The 18,084-nt window shown below is 63.1% G+C and carries 19 protein-coding genes; 8 read left to right on the top strand and 11 right to left on the bottom strand.

Annotation, left to right across the window (positions count from 1 at the left end; genetic code table 11):
- Nucleotides 1-45: 45 nt before the first annotated feature.
- From NKJ64_RS04575 to NKJ64_RS04545, 7 genes are all read right to left on the bottom strand, one after another.
- Entirely contained in the window at nucleotides 46-1,068 is a 1,023-nt protein-coding gene (locus NKJ64_RS04575) for a LacI family DNA-binding transcriptional regulator (RefSeq protein ID WP_023668516.1), read from the bottom strand.
- A 136-nt stretch (nucleotides 1,069-1,204) separates the two neighbouring features.
- A complete protein-coding gene (locus NKJ64_RS04570; protein WP_023668515.1) occupies nucleotides 1,205-1,999 on the bottom strand; it encodes an ATP-binding cassette domain-containing protein in 795 nt (264 codons plus the stop codon).
- A 4-nt stretch (nucleotides 2,000-2,003) separates the two neighbouring features.
- Nucleotides 2,004-2,990 carry an ABC transporter permease gene (locus tag NKJ64_RS04565; RefSeq protein WP_023668514.1) on the bottom strand — a complete coding sequence of 329 codons (987 nt, stop codon included), beginning with the start codon at nucleotides 2,988-2,990 and terminating at the stop codon, nucleotides 2,004-2,006.
- A 109-nt stretch (nucleotides 2,991-3,099) separates the two neighbouring features.
- Entirely contained in the window at nucleotides 3,100-4,032 is a 933-nt protein-coding gene (locus NKJ64_RS04560; protein ID WP_023687083.1) for a substrate-binding domain-containing protein, read from the bottom strand.
- Between the two features lie 296 nt (nucleotides 4,033-4,328).
- Nucleotides 4,329-5,357 (bottom strand): ABC transporter permease, encoded by a 1,029-nt coding sequence (locus NKJ64_RS04555; protein ID WP_352444418.1) that lies wholly within the window; start codon nucleotides 5,355-5,357, stop codon nucleotides 4,329-4,331.
- Nucleotides 5,354-6,898 (bottom strand): sugar ABC transporter ATP-binding protein, encoded by a 1,545-nt coding sequence (locus NKJ64_RS04550; protein ID WP_352444417.1) that lies wholly within the window; start codon nucleotides 6,896-6,898, stop codon nucleotides 5,354-5,356. Before NKJ64_RS04550 ends, NKJ64_RS04555 begins: the two co-directional genes overlap by 4 nt.
- A gap of 138 nt (nucleotides 6,899-7,036) precedes the next feature.
- A complete protein-coding gene (locus NKJ64_RS04545; RefSeq protein WP_352462053.1) occupies nucleotides 7,037-8,194 on the bottom strand; it encodes a fumarylacetoacetate hydrolase family protein in 1,158 nt (385 codons plus the stop codon).
- A 176-nt stretch (nucleotides 8,195-8,370) separates the two neighbouring features.
- Here NKJ64_RS04545 and NKJ64_RS04540 point away from each other — a divergent pair, with 176 nt between their 5' ends.
- The 6 genes from NKJ64_RS04540 (at nucleotide 8,371) to NKJ64_RS04515 (ending at nucleotide 14,466) form a co-directional block, all read left to right on the top strand.
- On the top strand, nucleotides 8,371-9,648 hold the full coding sequence (locus NKJ64_RS04540) for an NAD(P)/FAD-dependent oxidoreductase (RefSeq protein ID WP_352462052.1): 1,278 nt from the start codon (nucleotides 8,371-8,373) through the stop codon (nucleotides 9,646-9,648).
- 96 nt (nucleotides 9,649-9,744) lie between these two features.
- Entirely contained in the window at nucleotides 9,745-10,626 is an 882-nt protein-coding gene (locus NKJ64_RS04535) for an ABC transporter permease (RefSeq protein ID WP_352462051.1), read from the top strand.
- Nucleotides 10,623-11,450 carry an ABC transporter permease gene (locus NKJ64_RS04530; RefSeq protein ID WP_023709184.1) on the top strand — a complete coding sequence of 276 codons (828 nt, stop codon included), beginning with the start codon at nucleotides 10,623-10,625 and terminating at the stop codon, nucleotides 11,448-11,450. The genes NKJ64_RS04535 and NKJ64_RS04530 overlap by 4 nt, the downstream gene beginning before the upstream one ends.
- A 25-nt stretch (nucleotides 11,451-11,475) precedes the next feature.
- On the top strand, nucleotides 11,476-12,582 hold the full coding sequence (locus NKJ64_RS04525; RefSeq protein WP_023668506.1) for an ABC transporter substrate-binding protein: 1,107 nt from the start codon (nucleotides 11,476-11,478) through the stop codon (nucleotides 12,580-12,582).
- Nucleotides 12,583-12,791: 209 nt separating this feature from the next.
- Complete coding sequence (locus tag NKJ64_RS04520) at nucleotides 12,792-13,391, top strand: helix-turn-helix domain-containing protein (RefSeq protein ID WP_023684396.1); 600 nt, start codon at nucleotides 12,792-12,794, stop codon at nucleotides 13,389-13,391.
- Nucleotides 13,381-14,466, top strand: a complete 1,086-nt coding sequence (locus NKJ64_RS04515; protein ID WP_023687090.1) for an ABC transporter ATP-binding protein — start codon at nucleotides 13,381-13,383, stop codon at nucleotides 14,464-14,466. The genes NKJ64_RS04520 and NKJ64_RS04515 overlap by 11 nt, the downstream gene beginning before the upstream one ends.
- Nucleotides 14,467-14,906: 440 nt before the next feature.
- Here the strand turns inward: NKJ64_RS04515 and NKJ64_RS04510 are convergent, their stop codons facing one another.
- Nucleotides 14,907-15,611, bottom strand: a complete 705-nt coding sequence (locus NKJ64_RS04510; RefSeq protein WP_023684394.1) for an SOS response-associated peptidase — start codon at nucleotides 15,609-15,611, stop codon at nucleotides 14,907-14,909.
- Nucleotides 15,612-15,797: 186 nt separating this feature from the next.
- Between NKJ64_RS04510 and NKJ64_RS04505 the strand changes: the two genes are divergently transcribed.
- Nucleotides 15,798-16,151 (top strand): nuclear transport factor 2 family protein, encoded by a 354-nt coding sequence (locus NKJ64_RS04505; protein WP_023684393.1) that lies wholly within the window; start codon nucleotides 15,798-15,800, stop codon nucleotides 16,149-16,151.
- A gap of 89 nt (nucleotides 16,152-16,240) precedes the next feature.
- Here NKJ64_RS04505 and NKJ64_RS04500 read toward each other — a convergent pair whose 3' ends face one another.
- Entirely contained in the window at nucleotides 16,241-16,720 is a 480-nt protein-coding gene (locus tag NKJ64_RS04500; RefSeq protein ID WP_023828026.1) for an SRPBCC family protein, read from the bottom strand.
- Nucleotides 16,717-17,073 carry an ArsR/SmtB family transcription factor gene (locus NKJ64_RS04495; protein WP_023828027.1) on the bottom strand — a complete coding sequence of 119 codons (357 nt, stop codon included), beginning with the start codon at nucleotides 17,071-17,073 and terminating at the stop codon, nucleotides 16,717-16,719. Before NKJ64_RS04495 ends, NKJ64_RS04500 begins: the two co-directional genes overlap by 4 nt.
- A gap of 165 nt (nucleotides 17,074-17,238) precedes the next feature.
- Here NKJ64_RS04495 and NKJ64_RS04490 point away from each other — a divergent pair, with 165 nt between their 5' ends.
- Nucleotides 17,239-17,586, top strand: coding sequence for an ArsC family reductase (locus tag NKJ64_RS04490; protein WP_023687095.1), 348 nt, complete (start codon nucleotides 17,239-17,241; stop codon nucleotides 17,584-17,586).
- A 138-nt stretch (nucleotides 17,587-17,724) separates the two neighbouring features.
- On the opposite strand, the gene NKJ64_RS04485 is transcribed toward NKJ64_RS04490, so the two are convergent.
- A complete protein-coding gene (locus NKJ64_RS04485) occupies nucleotides 17,725-18,081 on the bottom strand; it encodes a DUF488 domain-containing protein (protein WP_023823467.1) in 357 nt (118 codons plus the stop codon).
- Between the last annotated feature and the right edge of the window lie 3 nt (nucleotides 18,082-18,084).

Raw genomic sequence — 18,084 nt, 5'->3', positions numbered from 1 at the left:
ACCCCGACTTGTCGTACAAATCGGAGAAACCGCCACGGCGCGACTTCACTGCACCGGCACGTTTTCCTTGAAGATCAGCCGTGGCTCGATGAACTTCTTCGTCAGGTATGGCGCGGCGGATGCGATCGAGCCAAGCAGGCGGATCACAGATTGCTCCGCGATCAGCCGCGCATTCTGGTCGATGACGACATCGGCGAGGTCGTCGACGAGATAGCCGCGCGTTTCCTTGGTCAGGTCGTGGCAGATGAAGACCGGCTTCTTCTTTGGCTTGGCCTCGAGCAGCGCTCTCGCCACACCTGAGCGCCCGGCGCCGACGCAATAGATGCCGAGCAGTTCCGGCTCGTTGTGCAGCGCCTGCATCGTTGCGGTGTAGCTGCCCTCCGGTTCGTCATTGATCTCGACCGCACTCGAGACCGTGAGATTGGGGAATTCCTCTGTCAGCACCGACCGAAAGCCCATTTCTCGCTCCTCGTGCCCGCGATAGGAACGCGAGCCGACGACCATCGCCAGATGACCCTGGCGGCCATTGAGGAAGCGCCCCATCAACAGCGCCGCCGTGCGTCCGGCAACCCGGTTGTCGATGCCGACATAGGCCGAACGCGGGGCGGCTGGAACGTCGGAGACCAGCGTGACAAGGCGGATGCCTGCCTCGACCACATCGCGCAATATGTTGCGCGTTCGCGGATGATCGACGGCAATGACGCCGACGCCATTGGCCTTCAGCGACAGATTTTCAACCGCCGCCTGCAGCGCTGCCGGCGAGATGCCGCCGAGATTGTGGATCCGGCACGAGGCGACCAGCGGCAGGCGCCCCGCATAGTCCTCGATGTGCCCGGCGAGGTCGATCATGAAACCGTTGGCGCCGATCGGCAGGAAGAATTCAAGATGCGCCGGCCGCGACGGCAGCGTCACCTGATCGACCACCGGCAAATAGCCGAGCTGCTTGGCCGCCTCCATCACCCGTTGGCGGTTGGCGGCGCTCGCGCCGGCCCGGTTGTTCAGAACCCGGTCGACCGTCGCGGTCGACAGGCCGCAGCTCCTGGCTATGTCGGCAACGGTGGCTTTCATGGCTGTAGTCATAGAGCATGATCCCGAAAAGTGGGAACCGGTTTTCTCGGACAAACGGGAACCGTTTTGTCAAAAGGTCATGCTCTACAACGAGTTAGAGCGGATGCGTTTCCGTGCCAGACGGCGCGAAGACGGTTCAGCCGTGCGATGGCCCGCCTTCGATGATGGCGTCGCGGATCTCCTTGTCGGACATCCCGGTGATGATGCGTTCGACCTCGGCCACGCTGGTCTTCTTCGGGTCGATGTCGTCGGCCACCACCTTGCCCCGGCGCATGACGACGATGCGGTCAACCACCTGGAAGACATGGTGGATGTTGTGGGCGATGAAGATGCAGGAATGCCCGGAATCGCGCGCGTTGCGCACGAAGCTCAGCACGCCTTGCGTCTCGGCGACGCCGAGATTGTTGGTCGGCTCGTCGAGGATGATCAGGTCGCTGTCGAAGTGCATGGCGCGCGCGATGGCGACGGCCTGCCGCTCGCCGCCGGACAGGGAGCCGATCGGCGTCGTCGGCGGGATGTTCTTGGAGATGCCGACCTGTTTCAACAGGTCGCGGGCGACATTGTTCATCGCCTCCTGGTCCATGCGGTTCAAAAAGCGCGGCGGTTTGATCGGCTCGCGGCCGAGGAACAGGTTGCGCGCGATCGACAGCTGCGTCACCAGTGCCGAATCCTGGTAGATCGTCTCGATGCCGTGCGCGATGGCGTCGCTGGTGCTGCGCAGATTGACCTTCTTGCCGCGGATGAAAATGTCGCCGCTGGTCAGCGGCACCGCCCCCGACAACACCTTGATCAGCGTCGATTTGCCGGCGCCATTGTCGCCGAGCAGGCCGACGATCTCCCTTTCGTTGACATGAAAATTGGCGTCTTCGAGCGCCTGCACGCGCCCGTAGGACTTTTTGATGTTGGACATGCGGATGAGCGGTTCAGCCATGGTTCTAGGTCCCTGCCTGATGCCGGCGTTCCAGCCATGAGTGCAGCGCCATCATGCCGAGGATGATGGCGCCGATGAAGATGTTGTAGGCCAGCCCGGGCACGCCGATCAGCACGATGCCGTTGCGCATGACGCGCAGGATGAGGATGCCGAGCACCGTGCCGATGATGGTGCCGCGCCCACCGGTCAGCGCCGTGCCGCCGATCACCACCATGGCGATGACTTCGAGCTCGTAGCCGGTGCCGCTGTTGGGGTTGGCGGCCGACGTGCGCAGCGACGAGATGACGCCGGCAAGCGAAGCCATCACCGACGACAGCACGAACAGGCCGATCTTGACGCCGCTGACGTTGACGCCGCGCGCCCTTGCGGCGCCTGGATTGCCGCCGGCTGCCTGGATCCAGTTGCCGGTCCGGCTTTGCGTCAGCACGTAGCCCAGTGCGATGGCCGCCGCGATGAACCAGAAGAGCGACATGTAGATGCGGAACGGGCCGATGAAGAAATCACCGACCAGCGCTTCGGCCAGCCAGCTGCCCTCGGCGCTCCACGTCCGCTGCGGAAAGCCGTCGGTGACGAACAGCGCGGTGCCGCGCACCACCAGCAGCATGCCGAGCGTCACCAGGAAGGATGGGATTTTCAGCTGCGTGACGAACCAGCCATTGACCAGGCCGATGAAGGCCGCGATCAGCAGCGCGGCGAGGAAGCCGACCTCCAGCGAGGTCAGGCCGCTGTTGAACAGCGTCCACATCAGCACCGGCGAAAAGCCGAACAGCGAGCCGACCGACAGATCGAATTCACCCGACGTCATCAACAGCGTCATCGCCAGCGCGATCAGCCCGAGCTCGACGGTGAAGGCCAGCGTGTTGGAGATGTTCTGCGGCGACAGGAAATCGTGGTTGATGCTCCAGAACACCGCGATTTCGACGATGAGCAGAACGAAGGGCCCGAATTCCGGCCTCGCGATCAGGCGTTGGATGAGCGAACGGTTTTCCACTGATAACCTGCGACAGGAAGGGGAAGGCTGAGCCCAGCGCGCAACGCGAAGGGCTCGGCGAAAAGACAGTCGCGACCGAGACTGCGGCCGCGACTGTTGAAGGTCTGGGTTATTTGCCGGACAGGATGTCGTCGTAGACCTGCGCGGTGTCCTTTTCATAGAGCGCGCCGGTGATGACGTTGAAGCCCGGAGGAATGCCTGACGCCGCCATGTTGGCCAGCGACAGCGCGACGTAGCTGGTCGCCTGCGGGTCCTGCCACTGGCCGGCATTGACGTAGCCGGTCAGCACTTCCTGGGTGGTGTCGAGCGAGTTGCCCCAGCCGACGACCGGGATTTCGCCCGGCTTGATGCCGGCCTGGTCGAACACCCGCTTGATCGAGCCGGTGACCAGATCGCCGAGGCCGATGATTGCCTTGACCTTGGCCTTGTTGGCGGTGAGATAGTCGACCATGCGGTTGATGGCTTCGGCCTGGTCGAGGGTCGCTTCGGTGATCTCATAGGTGATCCCCAGCGGTTCGAAGACGCTCTTGATGCCTTCCTCTTCCTGGACGCCGTAGGTGGCGCCGGGGATTTCGACCGGCATCCAGACGAAGTCGCCCTTCTTCACCAGGCCCTTGTCGACCAGATATTGCGCCCAGTGCTTGCCGAAGGTGACGTTGTCGCCGCCGACATAGGCGTCGAAGCTTGCCTTGGGATCGGGCGTGTTGAAGTTGATGATCGGGATCTTGGCCGTGTTGGCTTCCTTGGCGATTTCGATCAGGCTGCCCGGATCGGGGCTGGTGGTGACGATGCCGTCGGCCTTGGCCGAGATCGCGGCGCGCACGGCCTCCTGCTGCGAGGCAACGTCGCCATTGTGGAACGAGGTGTTGACGGTGTTGCCGGTGTCCTTCGCCCATTGCTTGGCGCCGGCCAGGAAGTAGGTCCAGACCGGGTCGGCCGGGCCGCCATGCGAAATCCAGTAGAACGTCTTGGCCTGTGCCGCCGCCGGAACGGCCAGCGCCACAATCAAGCCAAGCACGAGTAATCGTAGCCTCGTCAGCATTTGCTTTCCTCCCATGTTGAAAAACGACCTCCACGTCCGGCGATGATCCGGGCCATGCCCTTGATCCTCTCCTCCTGCCAGCGCCGACCCGGATGCGCAGAGCATCTTCTTTTGCGGCCGATGGCAAGCCTCTATCCGCCCAATGGATGGTGGCGCGATGCAACGCGCCATCATCGATCCCATCAGATCGCATCAGTTAGAGGGCAATTCCAGGAAAAGTGTGAAACGGTTTTCCGTCCGGAATTGCGTCAACCAAGAGATAGAGATATTTCCCGGCAAGCAGGCGGGGCTTAAACTCAGGCGCGCGGATTTTCCTGGAAGCGCTCGGCCTGGCGGATGCGCAGCACCTTGTCCAGCCGGTCGAGCGCGAGCGCCAGCACCATCACCGCGCCGATCACGAAGGGGCTCCATGCGGCGTCGATGCCGAACAGGGTCACGCCGCTCAAGATGACCTGGACGATCAGCATGCCGATCACCGCACCGAAGACGGTGCCGCGCCCGCCGGAAAGCGAGGTGCCGCCGATGATCGCCGCGGCAATCGCCATCAGCACGAAACCGCCGCCTTGGTCGACGTCGGTAACGGGAGAGCCAAGCCACAGCGCGCCCGCCAGCCCCGAGACGATGCCCATCAACACCAGCGTCTGCAGCCGCACAGCACCTGTCGGGATGCCGGCATAGAGCGCCGCCTGCGGATTGCTGCCGACGGCCTGGATCCGGTAGCCGAAGCGGCTGCGGTGAAGCACGAGGTGCATCACCACCGCCATTGCGACGAAGACAAAGACAGCCGTCGGCACAAGGCCGAACAGCTTGCCGTGAACGATCTCAAAGAAGTCGCCGCCTGGGCTGGCCGGAGCTGTCGCTTGCATCTTGACGGCCACCGCCGCCAGGCCCCGGAACATTGCAAAGGTGCCCAGCGTAACGACGATGGCCGGCAGTCGCAGCGCCACCACCAGCAGGCCGTTGACGAGGCCGAGCCCGGCGCCGAGCAGCACGCCGGCAAGGGCGGCAAGCCACGGGTCGATGCCGGTGGCCAGAAGGAATGCGGTGAGAAGGGCCGCGAGATGGAATATCCAGCCGACGGAAAGGTCGATCTCGCGGAGTGCGAGCACGAACACCATGCCGATCGCCAGCATGCCGGGATACGCAGCGGTTTCCAGCAACGACAGCACATTGGCCTCATCGAGGAAATCCGGCCGGGCAAAGCCTGTAATCGCCACCAGGACAACGAGCCCGATGAGCGGCCTGAGTTCGACGGGCAGGCGAAGGCTGCGCTTCGGGTGGGCAGCCGAACCGGCAAGCTGTAGCATGGGATCCAATCGTGTCATGCCATGGCTCCCACGAGTTTCTTTTTCGGCCGCTCCGCCTCCGGCATCTCGCCGGTGGTGGTCAGTTGCAGCACTGTCCTTCGCTTCATCTCGGCGCCGGACAGCTCGCCGGCGACCCGGCCGCGGTGGAAGACAAGGACGCGGTTGCTGAGGTTGGTCAGTTCGGACGGCTCGACCGAACGCAGCAAAACGATACAGCCATTGGCCGCCATCTGCCTGATCAGCGCATAGATCTTGCGCTTGGCAGCCGCCTCGATACCGCCAGCCGGATTGTCTAGGAGCAGCACTTGCGGCGCCGTCTCCAGCCATTTGGCGATTACGATCTTCTGCTGATCGCCGGCCAGCAGCGAATTCACCGGCGCGTCCGGCAGGCCCTTGATGCGCAGCGCATCGATCTGCCTTGCGGCGGCGGCGATCGCGGCCTTGGGCGAGTAGCGGCGCGACCCCCAGTTGCGGGCGCCGGTAGCGATGTTGCCTATGTTGAAGGCCAGCGACCGGTCGGGCATCAGGCCGTTGCACAGGCGGTTGGCCGGCACCAGGCCGATGCCGCGCCGCGCCGCTTCGGTCGGATTTCCAGGCAAGCCGTAGCCGTCGGGGAGCCGCACCCTGCCGCTTTGCGCCTCGCGCAGGCCAAACAGCATCTCGAACAGGTCTTCAACGCCCGACCCCTCAAGCCCGGCCAAGCCGAGGATCTCGCCGGAGCGGGCGGTGAAGCTGACGCCGGAAATCCGGCCGCCGCTCAGACCCTCCACCGTGATCCGCGGCCTTATCGTGCTGGCATTGGCCGGCAGTGCAGGCGGGAACAGGCTGTCGCGCTGCTGGCCGATCATGGCGTCGATCACATCGGCTTCGCTCAACGCCGAGCGCTCACTTGTCAGCACGTCACGGCCGTTGCGCATCACGGTGACCTGGTCTGCAATCGCAAACACGTCCTCCAGCCGGCGCGAGACATAGAGCACGCTCGTGCCCTTGGCCTTGAGGTCACTTAGTACGGTGAACAGGTGCTCGGTCTGGCGCCGGTCGAGCGCAGAATTCGGTTCATCGAGGATCAGCAGCCTCGGGCCTTCCAGAATTGCGCGGCCGAGTTCGACATATTGCCGTTCGCCCATGCCGAGTTGTCCCACAGGAGCGTGGACATCGACGTCGAGCTTGAGTTGCCGAAGCAAGGTGCGGCTGCGTGCCTCCATCTCGCGCCTGGAGACGAAGCCATTGCGCAACGGCTCGCGATTGACGAAAAGATTGGCCAGCACCGAGCGGTCGGCAAACAGGCCGAGCCCCTGGTGGACGACGCCGAAGCTGTGCTTGCGTGCAGCGATCGGGCTGTCGACGGTGACCATCTGGTCGCCGACGCGGATGGTGCCGCTGTCGGGCCGGAGCACGCCGGCAAGCACCTTCACCAGCGTCGACTTGCCGGCGCCGCTTTCACCGACGACAGCATGGATCGTCCCCTGTCCGACAGACAGGTTCATATCCCTGAGCGCGACAACGCCGCCATAACGCATGGCGAGATTGCGCACCGATATCATCGGCAAACCGAGCATGCGATTCGGCCCCCACAGACCGCGCCCCGATCTTGGAGCGAATTTCCGATACAGTCACCCGGATTCCGCTAACAAACGGCTTACAGGGACCGGATACGAACGTTTATCGGCTATCCGTTCGTCCCGGCTGCTCCGAAATCAGATCAGCTCGGCCTTGGCGAGGTCCCGCATGAGATGGCTGGCGCCGTAGGTCCAGTGCGGGCAATCGGGCGACAGAAGCACGCGGTTGACCAGCGCGCCGAATTTCTCCGACGAGATGGTGACGATGTCGCCGATCTTGTGGGTGAATCCCTTGCCCTTCTCGCCGCGATCCTTCGACGGCACGAACATGGTGCCGAGATAAAGCGCCAAGCCGTCGGGATACTGGTGGTGCGGCCCCATGGCGGCCGCGACCAGCTCTTCGGGCGAACGGCTGATCTCGGCCATCGAGCTCGCGCCCTCCAGCGAAAACCCGTCCTCGCCCTCGACCTTCAGCCGCACCGTGGCGCGCTTGACATCGTCGATGGAAAAGCTTGCGTCGAACAACCGGATGAAGGGCCCAAGCGAGGCCGAGGCATTGTTGTCCTTGGCCTTGCCGAGCAGCAGCGCCGAGCGTCCCTCGACGTCGCGAAGATTGACGTCGTTGCCGATGGTGGCGCCGACGATCCTGCCGGTGCTGGCGGCGATCATGGCGATCTCCGGCTCGGGGTTGTTCCAGGTGGAGACAGGATGCAGCCCGACATCGGCGCCGAAGCCGACGGACGCCATCGGCTGGCATTTGGTGAAGATCTCGGCATCGGGGCCGATGCCGACTTCCAGATATTGCGACCAGGCGCCGCGCTGGATGAGCTTGGCCTTGATCTCCACCGCTTCGGGTGAGCCGGGCTTCAGCTTCGACAGATCGTGGCCGATCAGCCGGGCAATGTCGGCGCGGATGGCGTCGGCCTTTTCCGCCGAGCCGCGCGCCTGCTCCTCGATGACGCGTTCGAGCAGGCTGACGACGAAGGTGACGCCCGAAGCCTTCACCGCCTGCAGGTCGATGGGCGAGACCAGATAGGGCTTTGCCGGGTCGCGGGTAGCCTGAAAACTGTTGGCGGCGATCGCATCGAGCGAGCCGATCGGTTTGCCCTTGGCAGAGCGCACGTGTCCGGCCGGATCGGCCATCTCGCAAATGTCGCGCACGGTGGGTGCGGTGGTCGAGGTGACGTCGAAAACGATGCCGTCGCGCACGGTGACCACCAGCGGATGCGAGGCATCGCTTGCCCTGGCTCGGCCGATGAAGAGCCCGTCGGCGGGAAGCTGCGTTGGGTTCGTCATGGCTTACGGTCCTTTGATGATCGAGATGGCAGCTGGGCCGCGGCACTTTCACCGGATTCACGCCAAAGGTCTATCCCGTGGCGCAGGCAATTGTCGGTTCTGATATGAGGCCCGCTCTTTCAAAAAAATGAAACTAGCACTAGAATTTTCATTTTCCGCATACTCCAGGTGAAGCCTTGCCCACACCGTTTTCCGTTCCGATCTGGCAGAAGCCGCAGACCGCATCCGCCTTCCAGTCGCTCGTCCCGGCGCCGGTCGACGTTGCCATCATCGGCGGCGGCTTCATGGGCCTGTCGACCGCCTTGCACGCAGCCCGGCTCGGTCTCGGTGTACAGGTGCTGGAGGCCGGCGAGATCGGCCAGGGCGCCTCGGGCCTCAATGGCGGCCAGGTCATTCCCGGCCTGAAATATGATCCCGAATGGCTGCTCGAGCATTTCGGCCCCGAGCGTGGCCAAGCGCTGGTCGATTTCGCCGCCTCGACGGCGGAGACGGTGTTCGATCTCATCCAAGACGAAAAGCTGGCGGTGCCGTTCATGCGCAATGGCTGGATCCAGGCCGCGCATACCGAAACCGCATTGAAAGCGGCGGCGAACAGGGATCTTCAATGGCGGGCGCGTGGCGCCGATGTCCGGCTTCTGAATGAAAGCGAGATCGCCGCTATGACCGGCGCGCAAGGCTATCTCGGCGGCTGGCTCGACCGCCGCGCCGGCGTCATCGATCCGCTCGCCTATACAGTGGAACTGGCGCGCATCGCTGCCGCCGCCGGCGCCAGCATTGCCGAGCGGCAGAAGGTGGTGAAACTCCGCAAGGAGGCCGGCCTTTGGCGTGTTTCAACCGAAAACGGCGCCGAGGTGCGGGCGAAAGCGGTTGTCCTGGCGACGAACGCCTATACCGATGGACTGCTTCCGGGCCTCGCCGAAACGATCGTGCCGCTGCATTCCTTCCAGGTCGCGACCGCGCCGCTGTCGTCCAACCTTGCGGCGACGATCCTGCCGGAAGGGCAGGCGGTGTCCGACTCCAGGCGCATTCTCGTCTACTACCGCAAAGCAGCCGACGGCCATCTGGTGCTTGGCGGCCGCGGCCGCATGGCGCGGCCGAGGAGCGAGGCCGACTGGGCGCATCTGCAGCGCGCGCTGGTGCGGCTCTATCCGGCGCTCTCCGATGTCGTCATCGAGAAGCGCTGGTTCGGCCGCGTGGCGATGACACCGGATCACCTGCCGCACATCCATGAGCCGGAAAAGGGCCTGCTCGCCGTGGTTGGTTGCCAGGGCAGGGGCGTCGGCCTGATGACCGCGCTGGGAAAACGCATGGCGGGCTATTTGGCAAACGGTGAGGCAGCGCAATTGCCGTTCCCGCTGTCGCCGATCCGGCCGATTCCGTTCCACGCCTTCCGCCAGGTCGGCGTCGCCGCGACCATCGCCTGGTACCGGATGCTCGACGCCTTCGAGCGCTGATTGGGCGCCGGTCGCCTAGGCCTCGTGGATTCAGCTTGACAGTTTCACAAATATGAAAAAAGCTAAGCCGATTTCATATTTCCGTTGAGCAGTCCGATGTCGAGCATCGTTGCAACAGAAGCGCCGGCAGGGTCGTCCCGAGGCTTCCGCTTCGCCATGTTGCTGCCGGGCGGGCTGGTCACCTTGTTCCTGATCCTGTTTGCCCTTGGCCTTGTGCTCTTCCTCTCACTTCGCGGCAATGACGGTTCGCTGCTCGGCGCCGGCTTCACCGCAGGCAACTTCATCACCGTGGTCTCCGATCCGCTCTACTGGACGGTGACGCTGCGCTCGCTGGTGATCGCTGGCCTGGTGACGCTGGCAACCGTCGTCACCGCCTATCCCGTCGCCTACTATCTCGCCTTCTATGCCGCCCGCCGCCGCAGCCTGCTTTTGTTTCTGGTGACCCTGCCGTTCTGGACCAGCTATCTCCTGCGCGTCTTCGCCTGGAAGATCGTGCTCGCCTACAACGGCGTCTTGAACTCGGCGCTGATCGAAAGCGGCATCTGGTCGGAGCCGACGCTGGCCTTCCTCAACACGCCGGCGGCGGTGGTCGTCACGCTGGCGCATGCCTATGCGCCCTTCGCCATCCTGCCGATCTATGTGGCGCTGGACACCATCCCGAAATCACTGCTCGAAGCCGCCTCCGATCTCGGCGCCAGACCGTTCACGGCGTTTCGCCGCGTCGTCTTGCCCAATTCGATGCCGGGCGTTCTGGCGGCCGCCCTCGTCGTCTTTGTGCCGACGGTCGGCGACTATGTCACCCCGGCCATGGTCGGCGGTCCCGCCAGCACAATGATCGGCACATTGATCCAGTCGCAGTTCGGCAAGGCCAATGACTGGCCGTTCGGCGCGGCACTTTCAGTCTGCGTGATGCTGGTCATCCTCTGCGTGGTGCTGGTCGCACGCGGCGCCGACCGCAAATTCGGCAGCCGCACATGAGCGCGGCGCGGAGAGATGATGGCCGCGGCTGGCTCGGCGTCTATGTGCTTGCCTATCTCGTCTTCCTCTATCTGCCGGTGCTGTTGATCCCGCTGTTTTCCTTCAACAACTCCATCCAGGCCGCGTTTCCGCTGCAGGGCTTCACGCTCGAATGGTATGCCACGCTCTATGGCAATCCGGCGCTGTCCGGCGCGCTTTTGAACAGTCTCGTCATTGGCGTCGTGGCCGCCGCCGGCGCCACGCTCTGCGGCATCACCGTCTCCTATATGGACCTCTACGGTCGTTCGCCGCTCGCCGCCACCATCAGCGCCATCTCCAGGCTGCCGATCCTGATCCCCGGCGTCATCGTCGGCATATCGTTGCTGATCCTCGTCAATCTCATCGGCCTCGGCCCGTCGCGCATCGCCATCGTTCTCGGCCACATACTGGTGGCGCTGCCGACCACCGTGGTGATCATGCGCAGCCGGTTTGCCGCAATTCCGAAAACCATTCGCGAGGCCGCACTCGATCTCGGCGCTTCCGACTGGACGACCTTCCGGCGGGTGATGTTGCCGCTCTCGCTGCCGGCCATCGTCTCGGCCTTCATGCTGGCCTTTCTGATTTCCTTCGACGAGTTCATCGTCGTCTTCTTCCTCGCCGGCACCGAGCCGACGCTGCCGCTCTACATCTGGAGCCAACTGCGTTTTCCTCGCTCGCTGCCGACCGTGATGGCGCTGGGGACAGCTATCCTTGCTGTGTCCGTCATCATCGCCGGCATCGCCGAAATCCTGCGCCATCGCGGGCTGAGCACAGCCCGTCGGACGGCGCCCACCAGTCCAGCCTGAACCATAACAAAAGAGGAGAACCGAAATGGCATTCGACCCGAAATCAATTACTGGGCTGAAATCGATCACTGGCCCGAAATCGATCACTGCAAAGACAGCCCGCACCGGGCTTGCCGCGCTTGCAATCGTCCTGTCGTCGACTGTCGCCTTCGCCGCCGACAAGCTGCAATATTTCACTTGGTCCGGCTATGAACTGCCAGACTTCAACAAGAGCTTCCTGACGGCCCATCCCGATGGCGTCGAGGCCTCGATCTTCGGCGACGACGACGATGCCTTCACCAAGGTCAAGGCCGGCTTCCGCCCCGATATCGCCCATCCCTGCTACGACAAGGTGGCGCGCTGGAACAAGGAAGGCCTGCTGCAGCCGATCGATACCAAGCGCATCAAGAACTGGGATTCGATCTTCCCGGTGTTCAAGAACCTGCCCGACATCCAGGCCGGCGACGGCAAGGTCTGGATGGTGCCGTGGGACTGGGGCAACACCTCGATCCTCTACCGCACCGATCTGGTGAAGAACCCGGAAGCGAGCTGGAACCTTCTGTGGGACAAGCAATATGCCGGCCGCATGGCGACCATCGATGCCGTGCATGACACGCCGATCGTTGCAGCACTTCTGGCCGGCGTAAACCCCTTCGATATGACGCCGGAGCAGATGGACAAGGTGGCGGAAAAATTGCGCGAGCAGCGTCCGCTGCTCTCCAACTACACCACCGACATGACCTCGGTCGAACAGGCGCTGGCCAGCGGCCAGCTGGTCGCCGCCATGACCTGGAACGCGTCGGCAACCTCGCTGAAGAAGCAGGGCGTGCCGGTCGAGTTCATGAAGCCGAAGGAGGGCATGCTGACCTGGGCCTGCGGCTTCGTCATGCTCAAGGACGCCAAAAACGTCGACCTCGCCTATGACTTCATCAACAGCCGGCTCGACGCCGACTCGGGTAAGTACCTGATCCAAGCCTACGGCTATGGCAGCTCGCTGAGCACCGCCTTCGCCGGCGTGGCGAAGGACGAACTGGACAAGCTGCAATTGCCGGCCGACCCGGAGGTGATGCTGAAGACCACCATCTTCACCGGCCCGATGAAGCAGAACGACGATGTGGCGAAGATGTTCGAGAAAGTGAAGGCGGGGGGGTGAGCAGCGCAGACCTCACCTTCTCCCCTTGTGGGAGAAGGTGGATCGGCGCGATAGCGCCGAGACGGATGAGGGGTGTTCCAGCGGAGTGAGACGTTGGCGTTCCCTGGAACACCCCTCATCCGTCGCCCTCGGCGACACCTTCTCCCACAAGGGGAGAAGGGGAGCTCTTCGACGCCGCGCCGCGCCAACAAAGAGACAAGGACCCACGCATGGACATGCTTGAAGCGAAACCAAAGGCCGACGCCGACATTCGCGTCGGCCGGCGCGTGCGGGCGCTGCGGCTGGAGCGCAATTTGTCGCTGGCCGAGCTGGCAGCAAAAGCCGGCGTCTCCATCGGTGCGCTGAGCCAGATCGAGCGCGGCCTGTCTTCGCTGCGCGTCAAGGTGATCTGGCCGCTTGCGGCCGCGCTCGACATCGAGCCTTCGGCGCTGATCACCGACGGCAACGAAGCCGCCAACGATCTCTATTGCGTGCGCGCCGACAAAAGGCGGCAGCTCCCGGTCAAGTCGGAAGGCATCGCCAAGGCGCTGCTGTCGCCGCCGGGCGCGGCGCTGACCGGCCTCTTGGTGACCGTGGAAGCCGATGGCGGCACGGCGGAAGCCTACGCGCATATCGGTCACGAGTTCGGCTATGTCCTGTCGGGCGAGGTCGAACTGGTGGTGGACTCGACAAAATACGTGCTGAAGAGCGGCGACTCCTTTGCCTTCAAGAGCACGCTTCTGCACGCCTTCCGCAATCCCGGCACCGAGCCTTGCCAGATCCTCTGGGTCAACACCACCAAGCCGTCCGAGGTTCGCGATGGCGCCTGATGCGCTGGTACGCCTGGACACGGTCTCGAAGGTTTTCCCCGGCGGCATTGTCGGGCTCGACGCCGTCGATCTCGACATTATCAGCGGCGAGTTCATCACCCTGCTCGGGCCCTCGGGCTGCGGCAAGACCACCAGCCTGCGCGTCATTGCCGGTTTCGAGAGCCCGTCGAGCGGCAAGGTGCTGCTCGATGGTCGCGACATCACCGCGCTCAGGCCGTTCGACCGTCCCGTCAACACCGTGTTCCAGGATTATGCGCTGTTCCCGCATATGAACGTCGCCGAGAATGTCGGCTTCGGCCTGTCGCTGCGCAAACTGTCCGGCGCCGAGCAGGCAAAGCGCGTCCGCGAAGCCCTCGACATGGTCGGCCTCGCCGACAAGCTCGGCGCCCGCGTTTCCGAACTGTCGGGTGGCCAGCGCCAGCGCGTCGCGCTCGCCCGAGCCATAGTCTGCGAGCCGCGCGTTCTGTTGCTCGATGAACCGCTGTCGGCGCTCGATGCGCATCTGCGCGAACAGATGCAGGTCGAACTGAAGCGGCTGCAGTCGCGGCTCGGCACCACCTTCGTCATGGTCACCCACGACCAGACCGAAGCGCTGTCGATCTCCGACCGCATCGTCGTCATGAACAAGGGCCGCATCGAACAGATCGCGCCGCCGGCTACGCTTTACGACCGGCCGGCGACGAAATTCGTCGCAAGCTTCATCGGCACCATGAACCTCTTGCAATCGCGCTTCATCGGCCGCGACGGCGACCGCCTGCGCTTCGCCGCTGGCGGGCTTTCGCTGGAAGCAACATCTGAAACCGGCGACACACCCGGCGAAGGCACTGAGCGCACCATCGGCGTTCGCCCCGAGGACTTGCTGGCCACCACCGATGCCGCCGCCGGCACCGCGCCGGCGCGCGTCAACTCCATCGTCTTCCACGGCCGCACGCTGCGGCTGCATGCTGAGCTGGGGCAGGGATTGCCGGTGGTGATCGATGCGCCGCGCCAGGCCGAGGGCTTTCAATTCAGCGTCGGCGACGTGGCGCATATCAGCCTGCGCCGTGGTGCCAACTGCCCTATGCTGCCAAGCTGATCCAACCCAATCCCTTCATCGACGGTTGGATTTAACCTGCTGTGAAGATCGCCAAGGTGGAATTAAGTGTGAATTGACTCGCAAAGGAACATATTCCTACTTTGCGGGATGCCCGAACTAAGCACCCGACCGCGCCGAAATGTGCAAACCCTCTGCTTGGCGCATGAAGTCGGGCAGCTAATTCGTGTTCGATGTCGGAACTGCAACATCACTCGACACTATCTGCCTGGCGATCTCGCAAAGCTGGTTGGTGATATCCCCTTTTGGGATGTGGAGCGGCACATGCGGTGCGAGCGCTGCAAAGGTCGTGAGCTCGATGCAGGCATCATTCTGCCAAGCGCTGCTGAACGCCTTAAAATTCGCGTCAGACGTCTTGTCGAAATCCGCATGGTTCGCCGGGTAATCTGGCGAGACGACGATTGAGGAGAGCCGATTTCGGGCTAAAACAGAGACCCTTGGGCCGGGGCCTGTGGTGGGAACTTGATCTGTGTGGCTGGCTTCTCAACGATCACCAACGCGTCGTTGGGCGCCGTCCGCTGCAAACGCCGTGCTTCCGACCATGGCGCCGTCAGCCAAGCCTCGGTTTCCTCCGGCGTGGTGAGGATCACGGGCATAGCCTTCTCATGTATCGGCGCAATGAGAGCATTAGGCTTGGTGGTCATGAAGGCGTATAGCTCGAAGTCGCCGGGACCGTCCTTGACCTTTCGCACGCCCTGCCAAGACGTCCAGAAACCAGCGAAGAAGAACAACGGCCGGCTCTCGCCACGGGCAAACCAGTAATTTCGCTGGATTCCTGTTTCCGGGTCTTTATCGTTCGCCGCAGGGCTGGGCTCGGCAAAGCTGGTCACCGGCACGACACATCTGTGCTCGACGCCCACATATTGCTGCCAGTGCGAATATTGCGGATTGCGAACGTTGGTGGTGCCGTAGTCGGCCTTACCTTTCATGCGCTCGGGCGGCGTTGGCAAACCCCAAAGCAGTTTCGCCAGTTCACGCTCCCCATCCGTCCTGTTGCGAACGACAAGCCCAGGTTGATTGGGATAGACATCAAGCGAAGGTTCGAGGTTGCCGCTGATATCGCGCAATGTGCGGGTCCATTGGCGGACCGCCTCTTGCGTCGTCGTGATGTTGTAGAGGTTGCACATGCACCCAGCATTGCGGAATTGGCTTTTGTCTGCAACCGAAGTCGCTGTCCGACGCCGCCGCAATCGTCGTCACACAGCCGCGCTATATCATCGTCCTGACACACCTTGTCAGCTGTCGTGCGGGTAAAGGTGGCGGGCCGGCAAGAGCTTCCCTACTTCAAACCAGTCTGAACAGGAGGAACACACATGACCATCGCGGATGTTGCCAAGGATTTCACTGAAATGCTCCAGCAGGGGGATCACCTGGGTGCTGGTGAAAAGTACAATGCCGATGATATCGTCAGCCTCGAAGCCATGGAGGGGCCGATGGCCATCGCCCGTGGCAAGGAGGCTCTCAGGCAAAAGGGCGAATGGTGGCAAGAGAACCACGAAGTCCATGGCGGCTCTGTCGAAGGCCCCTATGTCAACGGCGACCAGTTCGCGGTGCGCTTCAAGTTCGACATAACGCCCAAGGCCACCGGCGAACGGGTCACCATGGACGAGGTTGGCCTGTACACGGTCAAGAACGGCAAGATCACCGAAGAGCGCTTCTACTACTGAGCCCGGGTGCCGTAGGGTTCCGGCGCACTTCGCTGCACGACCCAAAAACCAGGCGGCCGGGACAAAGTCCTGGCCGCAGTGGGAAAAGCTCAAATGGTCTTCACATACTGCGCCAACTGATCGGCCACCGTGCCCCAGCCGTCGAAGAACCCCATCTCTTCATGATTGTTGCGGGTAGCCTCGTCGCGATGGATGGCCGTTGCCGTGTAGCGCGTGCCCTTGTCATCCGACTGAAGCGAAATGACTGCGGTGATGAAGGGCTCGCCGGAGGGCCGATAGCCCGGCAGCAGCGCATCGGTCCACACCAGCCGCTCTTTCGGCACGATCTCGAGATAGCAGCAATGGCGGTCGTTGACCTCCTTGCCGTCGGGCGATTGCATGCGCGTCCGGAACAGTCCGCCCGGACGAAGGTCGATCTCGCAATCGGTGATCAGCCAGGGCTTGGGCGTGAACCATTGCTTGACATGCTCCGGCACCGTCATCGCGCTCCACAAGAGTTCGCGCGGCGCGTCGAGCTTGCGCTCCAGCACAAGGTCCAGTCTGGGGTCGGGCTTGAAGGGATAGCTCACTTTTCTTGCTCCTTGAGGCTCATCACATAGGCGTCGAATTGATCGAGTCGGCGCTCCCACAGCGTGCGCTGTTCGGCCAGCCAGTTTTCGGCGAGCTGCAGCGGTTCGGGCGCCAGCTGATAGGTCCTGGTGCGGCCGATTTTTTCCGATCGCACCAGACCGCAGCCTTCCAGCACTTTCAGATGCTCGATGAAGGAAGGCAGCGCCATCTCGAAAGGCTGCGCCAACTCGGTGACCGAGGCCGGACTGCGGTTCAACCGCTCGACCACGCGCCGCCGCGTCGGGTCAGCCAGCGCGCGGAAGATGCCGTCGATCGGCGGGAGACTTGTAGTTGGGGCGTGGAGGCTTGGCATGGGCGATCCTGAGGTCCGTCGACGGGTATAGAAAGATACTTAGGAAAATTCCTTAGTATTGGCAAGCCCTAAAAATGGGCTGATGTGACCGGGGTGCTGGCAAAGCGGGAAGGACGGTTTTAGGCTGTCCGGCGGATTCGACCACCAGCCCAAGGGAAGTGCGTTTTGACGATCACCATGTACGGCATCACCACCTGCGACACGATCAGGAAGGCGCGCACCTGGCTGGAGGGCCACGATGTGCCTTACCGTTTTCACGACTACCGGGCCGAGGGGATAGAGGTGGGCAGACTGGATGGATGGATCGGCAAGGTTGGCTGGGAAAAGCTGCTCAACAAGGGCAGCACGACCTTCCGCGAACTGCCCGACAAGCACAAGCAAGGGCTCGACGAGAAGAAGGCCAGGAAGCTGATGCTGGCCAACCCGACGATGATCAAGCGCCCGGTGCTCGAGGTCGGGGATGAGATTTTGGTGGGGTTCAAGCCGGAGGCTTATGAAGGGGTGGTGAAGTAGCGTAGCCCTGCCTCGTCAGCCTATGGCGTAGCAAGGAGCGAAGCGACGCAGCGCAGACACGAGGATGACGAACGCGTGGAGGGCGATCGCTAATTGTGAAGGCTTTCGCTTGCGGCGTATGCAGCGGTTCGCTGTCTCTCAACCCGTCCCGCGCAAATACCCCGCCAACGCCACCGCATTGTTATGCGCCTCGTCATGCGCGCCATAAAGCAGCGTCACCTTGGCCTTGCCGAGCAAGCCACGCAGTTTCGCCACCGCTTCTCTATTCCCATCCAGCTCGACCGAATACCGCACCTGAAACTCCGCCCATCGCGCCGGCTCATGTCCGAACCACCTCCGCAATTCATCGCTCGGCGCGATCTCCTTCAGCCACAGCGTCAGCGCGGCATCCTCCTTGCTGATGCCGCGCGGCCAGATGCGATCGACCAGCACCCGCTGCCCGTCATCGGGCGCGGGTGCTTCGTAAATTCGCTTGACCGTCAGGTCGAAGGCCATCCG

Source organism: Mesorhizobium sp. M0062 (assembly GCF_040323125.1).
Lineage (GTDB): Bacteria > Pseudomonadota > Alphaproteobacteria > Rhizobiales > Rhizobiaceae > Mesorhizobium.
The sequence above is the reverse complement of the archived record's forward strand: the minus strand, read 5'-3'. Positions and strand labels throughout refer to the sequence as shown.

Bases quoted from the DNA above. Each gene is read 5' to 3' on its own strand.
- NKJ64_RS04525 (WP_023668506.1), top strand. From the start codon at position 11,476: ATGGCATTCGACCCGAAATCAATTACTGGGCTGAAATCGATCACTGGC.
- NKJ64_RS04550 (WP_352444417.1), bottom strand. From the start codon at position 6,898: ATGCTCGGTTTGCCGATGATATCGGTGCGCAATCTCGCCATGCGTTAT.
- NKJ64_RS04570 (WP_023668515.1), bottom strand. From the start codon at position 1,999: ATGGCTGAACCGCTCATCCGCATGTCCAACATCAAAAAGTCCTACGGG.
- NKJ64_RS04530 (WP_023709184.1), top strand. From the start codon at position 10,623: ATGAGCGCGGCGCGGAGAGATGATGGCCGCGGCTGGCTCGGCGTCTAT.
- NKJ64_RS04560 (WP_023687083.1), bottom strand. From the start codon at position 4,032: ATGCTGACGAGGCTACGATTACTCGTGCTTGGCTTGATTGTGGCGCTG.
- NKJ64_RS04495 (WP_023828027.1), bottom strand. From the start codon at position 17,073: ATGCCAAGCCTCCACGCCCCAACTACAAGTCTCCCGCCGATCGACGGC.
- NKJ64_RS04535 (WP_352462051.1), top strand. From the start codon at position 9,745: ATGTCGAGCATCGTTGCAACAGAAGCGCCGGCAGGGTCGTCCCGAGGC.
- NKJ64_RS04515 (WP_023687090.1), top strand. From the start codon at position 13,381: ATGGCGCCTGATGCGCTGGTACGCCTGGACACGGTCTCGAAGGTTTTC.
- NKJ64_RS04485 (WP_023823467.1), bottom strand. From the start codon at position 18,081: ATGGCCTTCGACCTGACGGTCAAGCGAATTTACGAAGCACCCGCGCCC.
- NKJ64_RS04510 (WP_023684394.1), bottom strand. From the start codon at position 15,611: ATGTGCAACCTCTACAACATCACGACGACGCAAGAGGCGGTCCGCCAA.
- NKJ64_RS04555 (WP_352444418.1), bottom strand. From the start codon at position 5,357: ATGACACGATTGGATCCCATGCTACAGCTTGCCGGTTCGGCTGCCCAC.
- NKJ64_RS04505 (WP_023684393.1), top strand. From the start codon at position 15,798: ATGACCATCGCGGATGTTGCCAAGGATTTCACTGAAATGCTCCAGCAG.
- NKJ64_RS04545 (WP_352462053.1), bottom strand. From the start codon at position 8,194: ATGACGAACCCAACGCAGCTTCCCGCCGACGGGCTCTTCATCGGCCGA.
- NKJ64_RS04520 (WP_023684396.1), top strand. From the start codon at position 12,792: ATGGACATGCTTGAAGCGAAACCAAAGGCCGACGCCGACATTCGCGTC.
- NKJ64_RS04575 (WP_023668516.1), bottom strand. From the start codon at position 1,068: ATGAAAGCCACCGTTGCCGACATAGCCAGGAGCTGCGGCCTGTCGACC.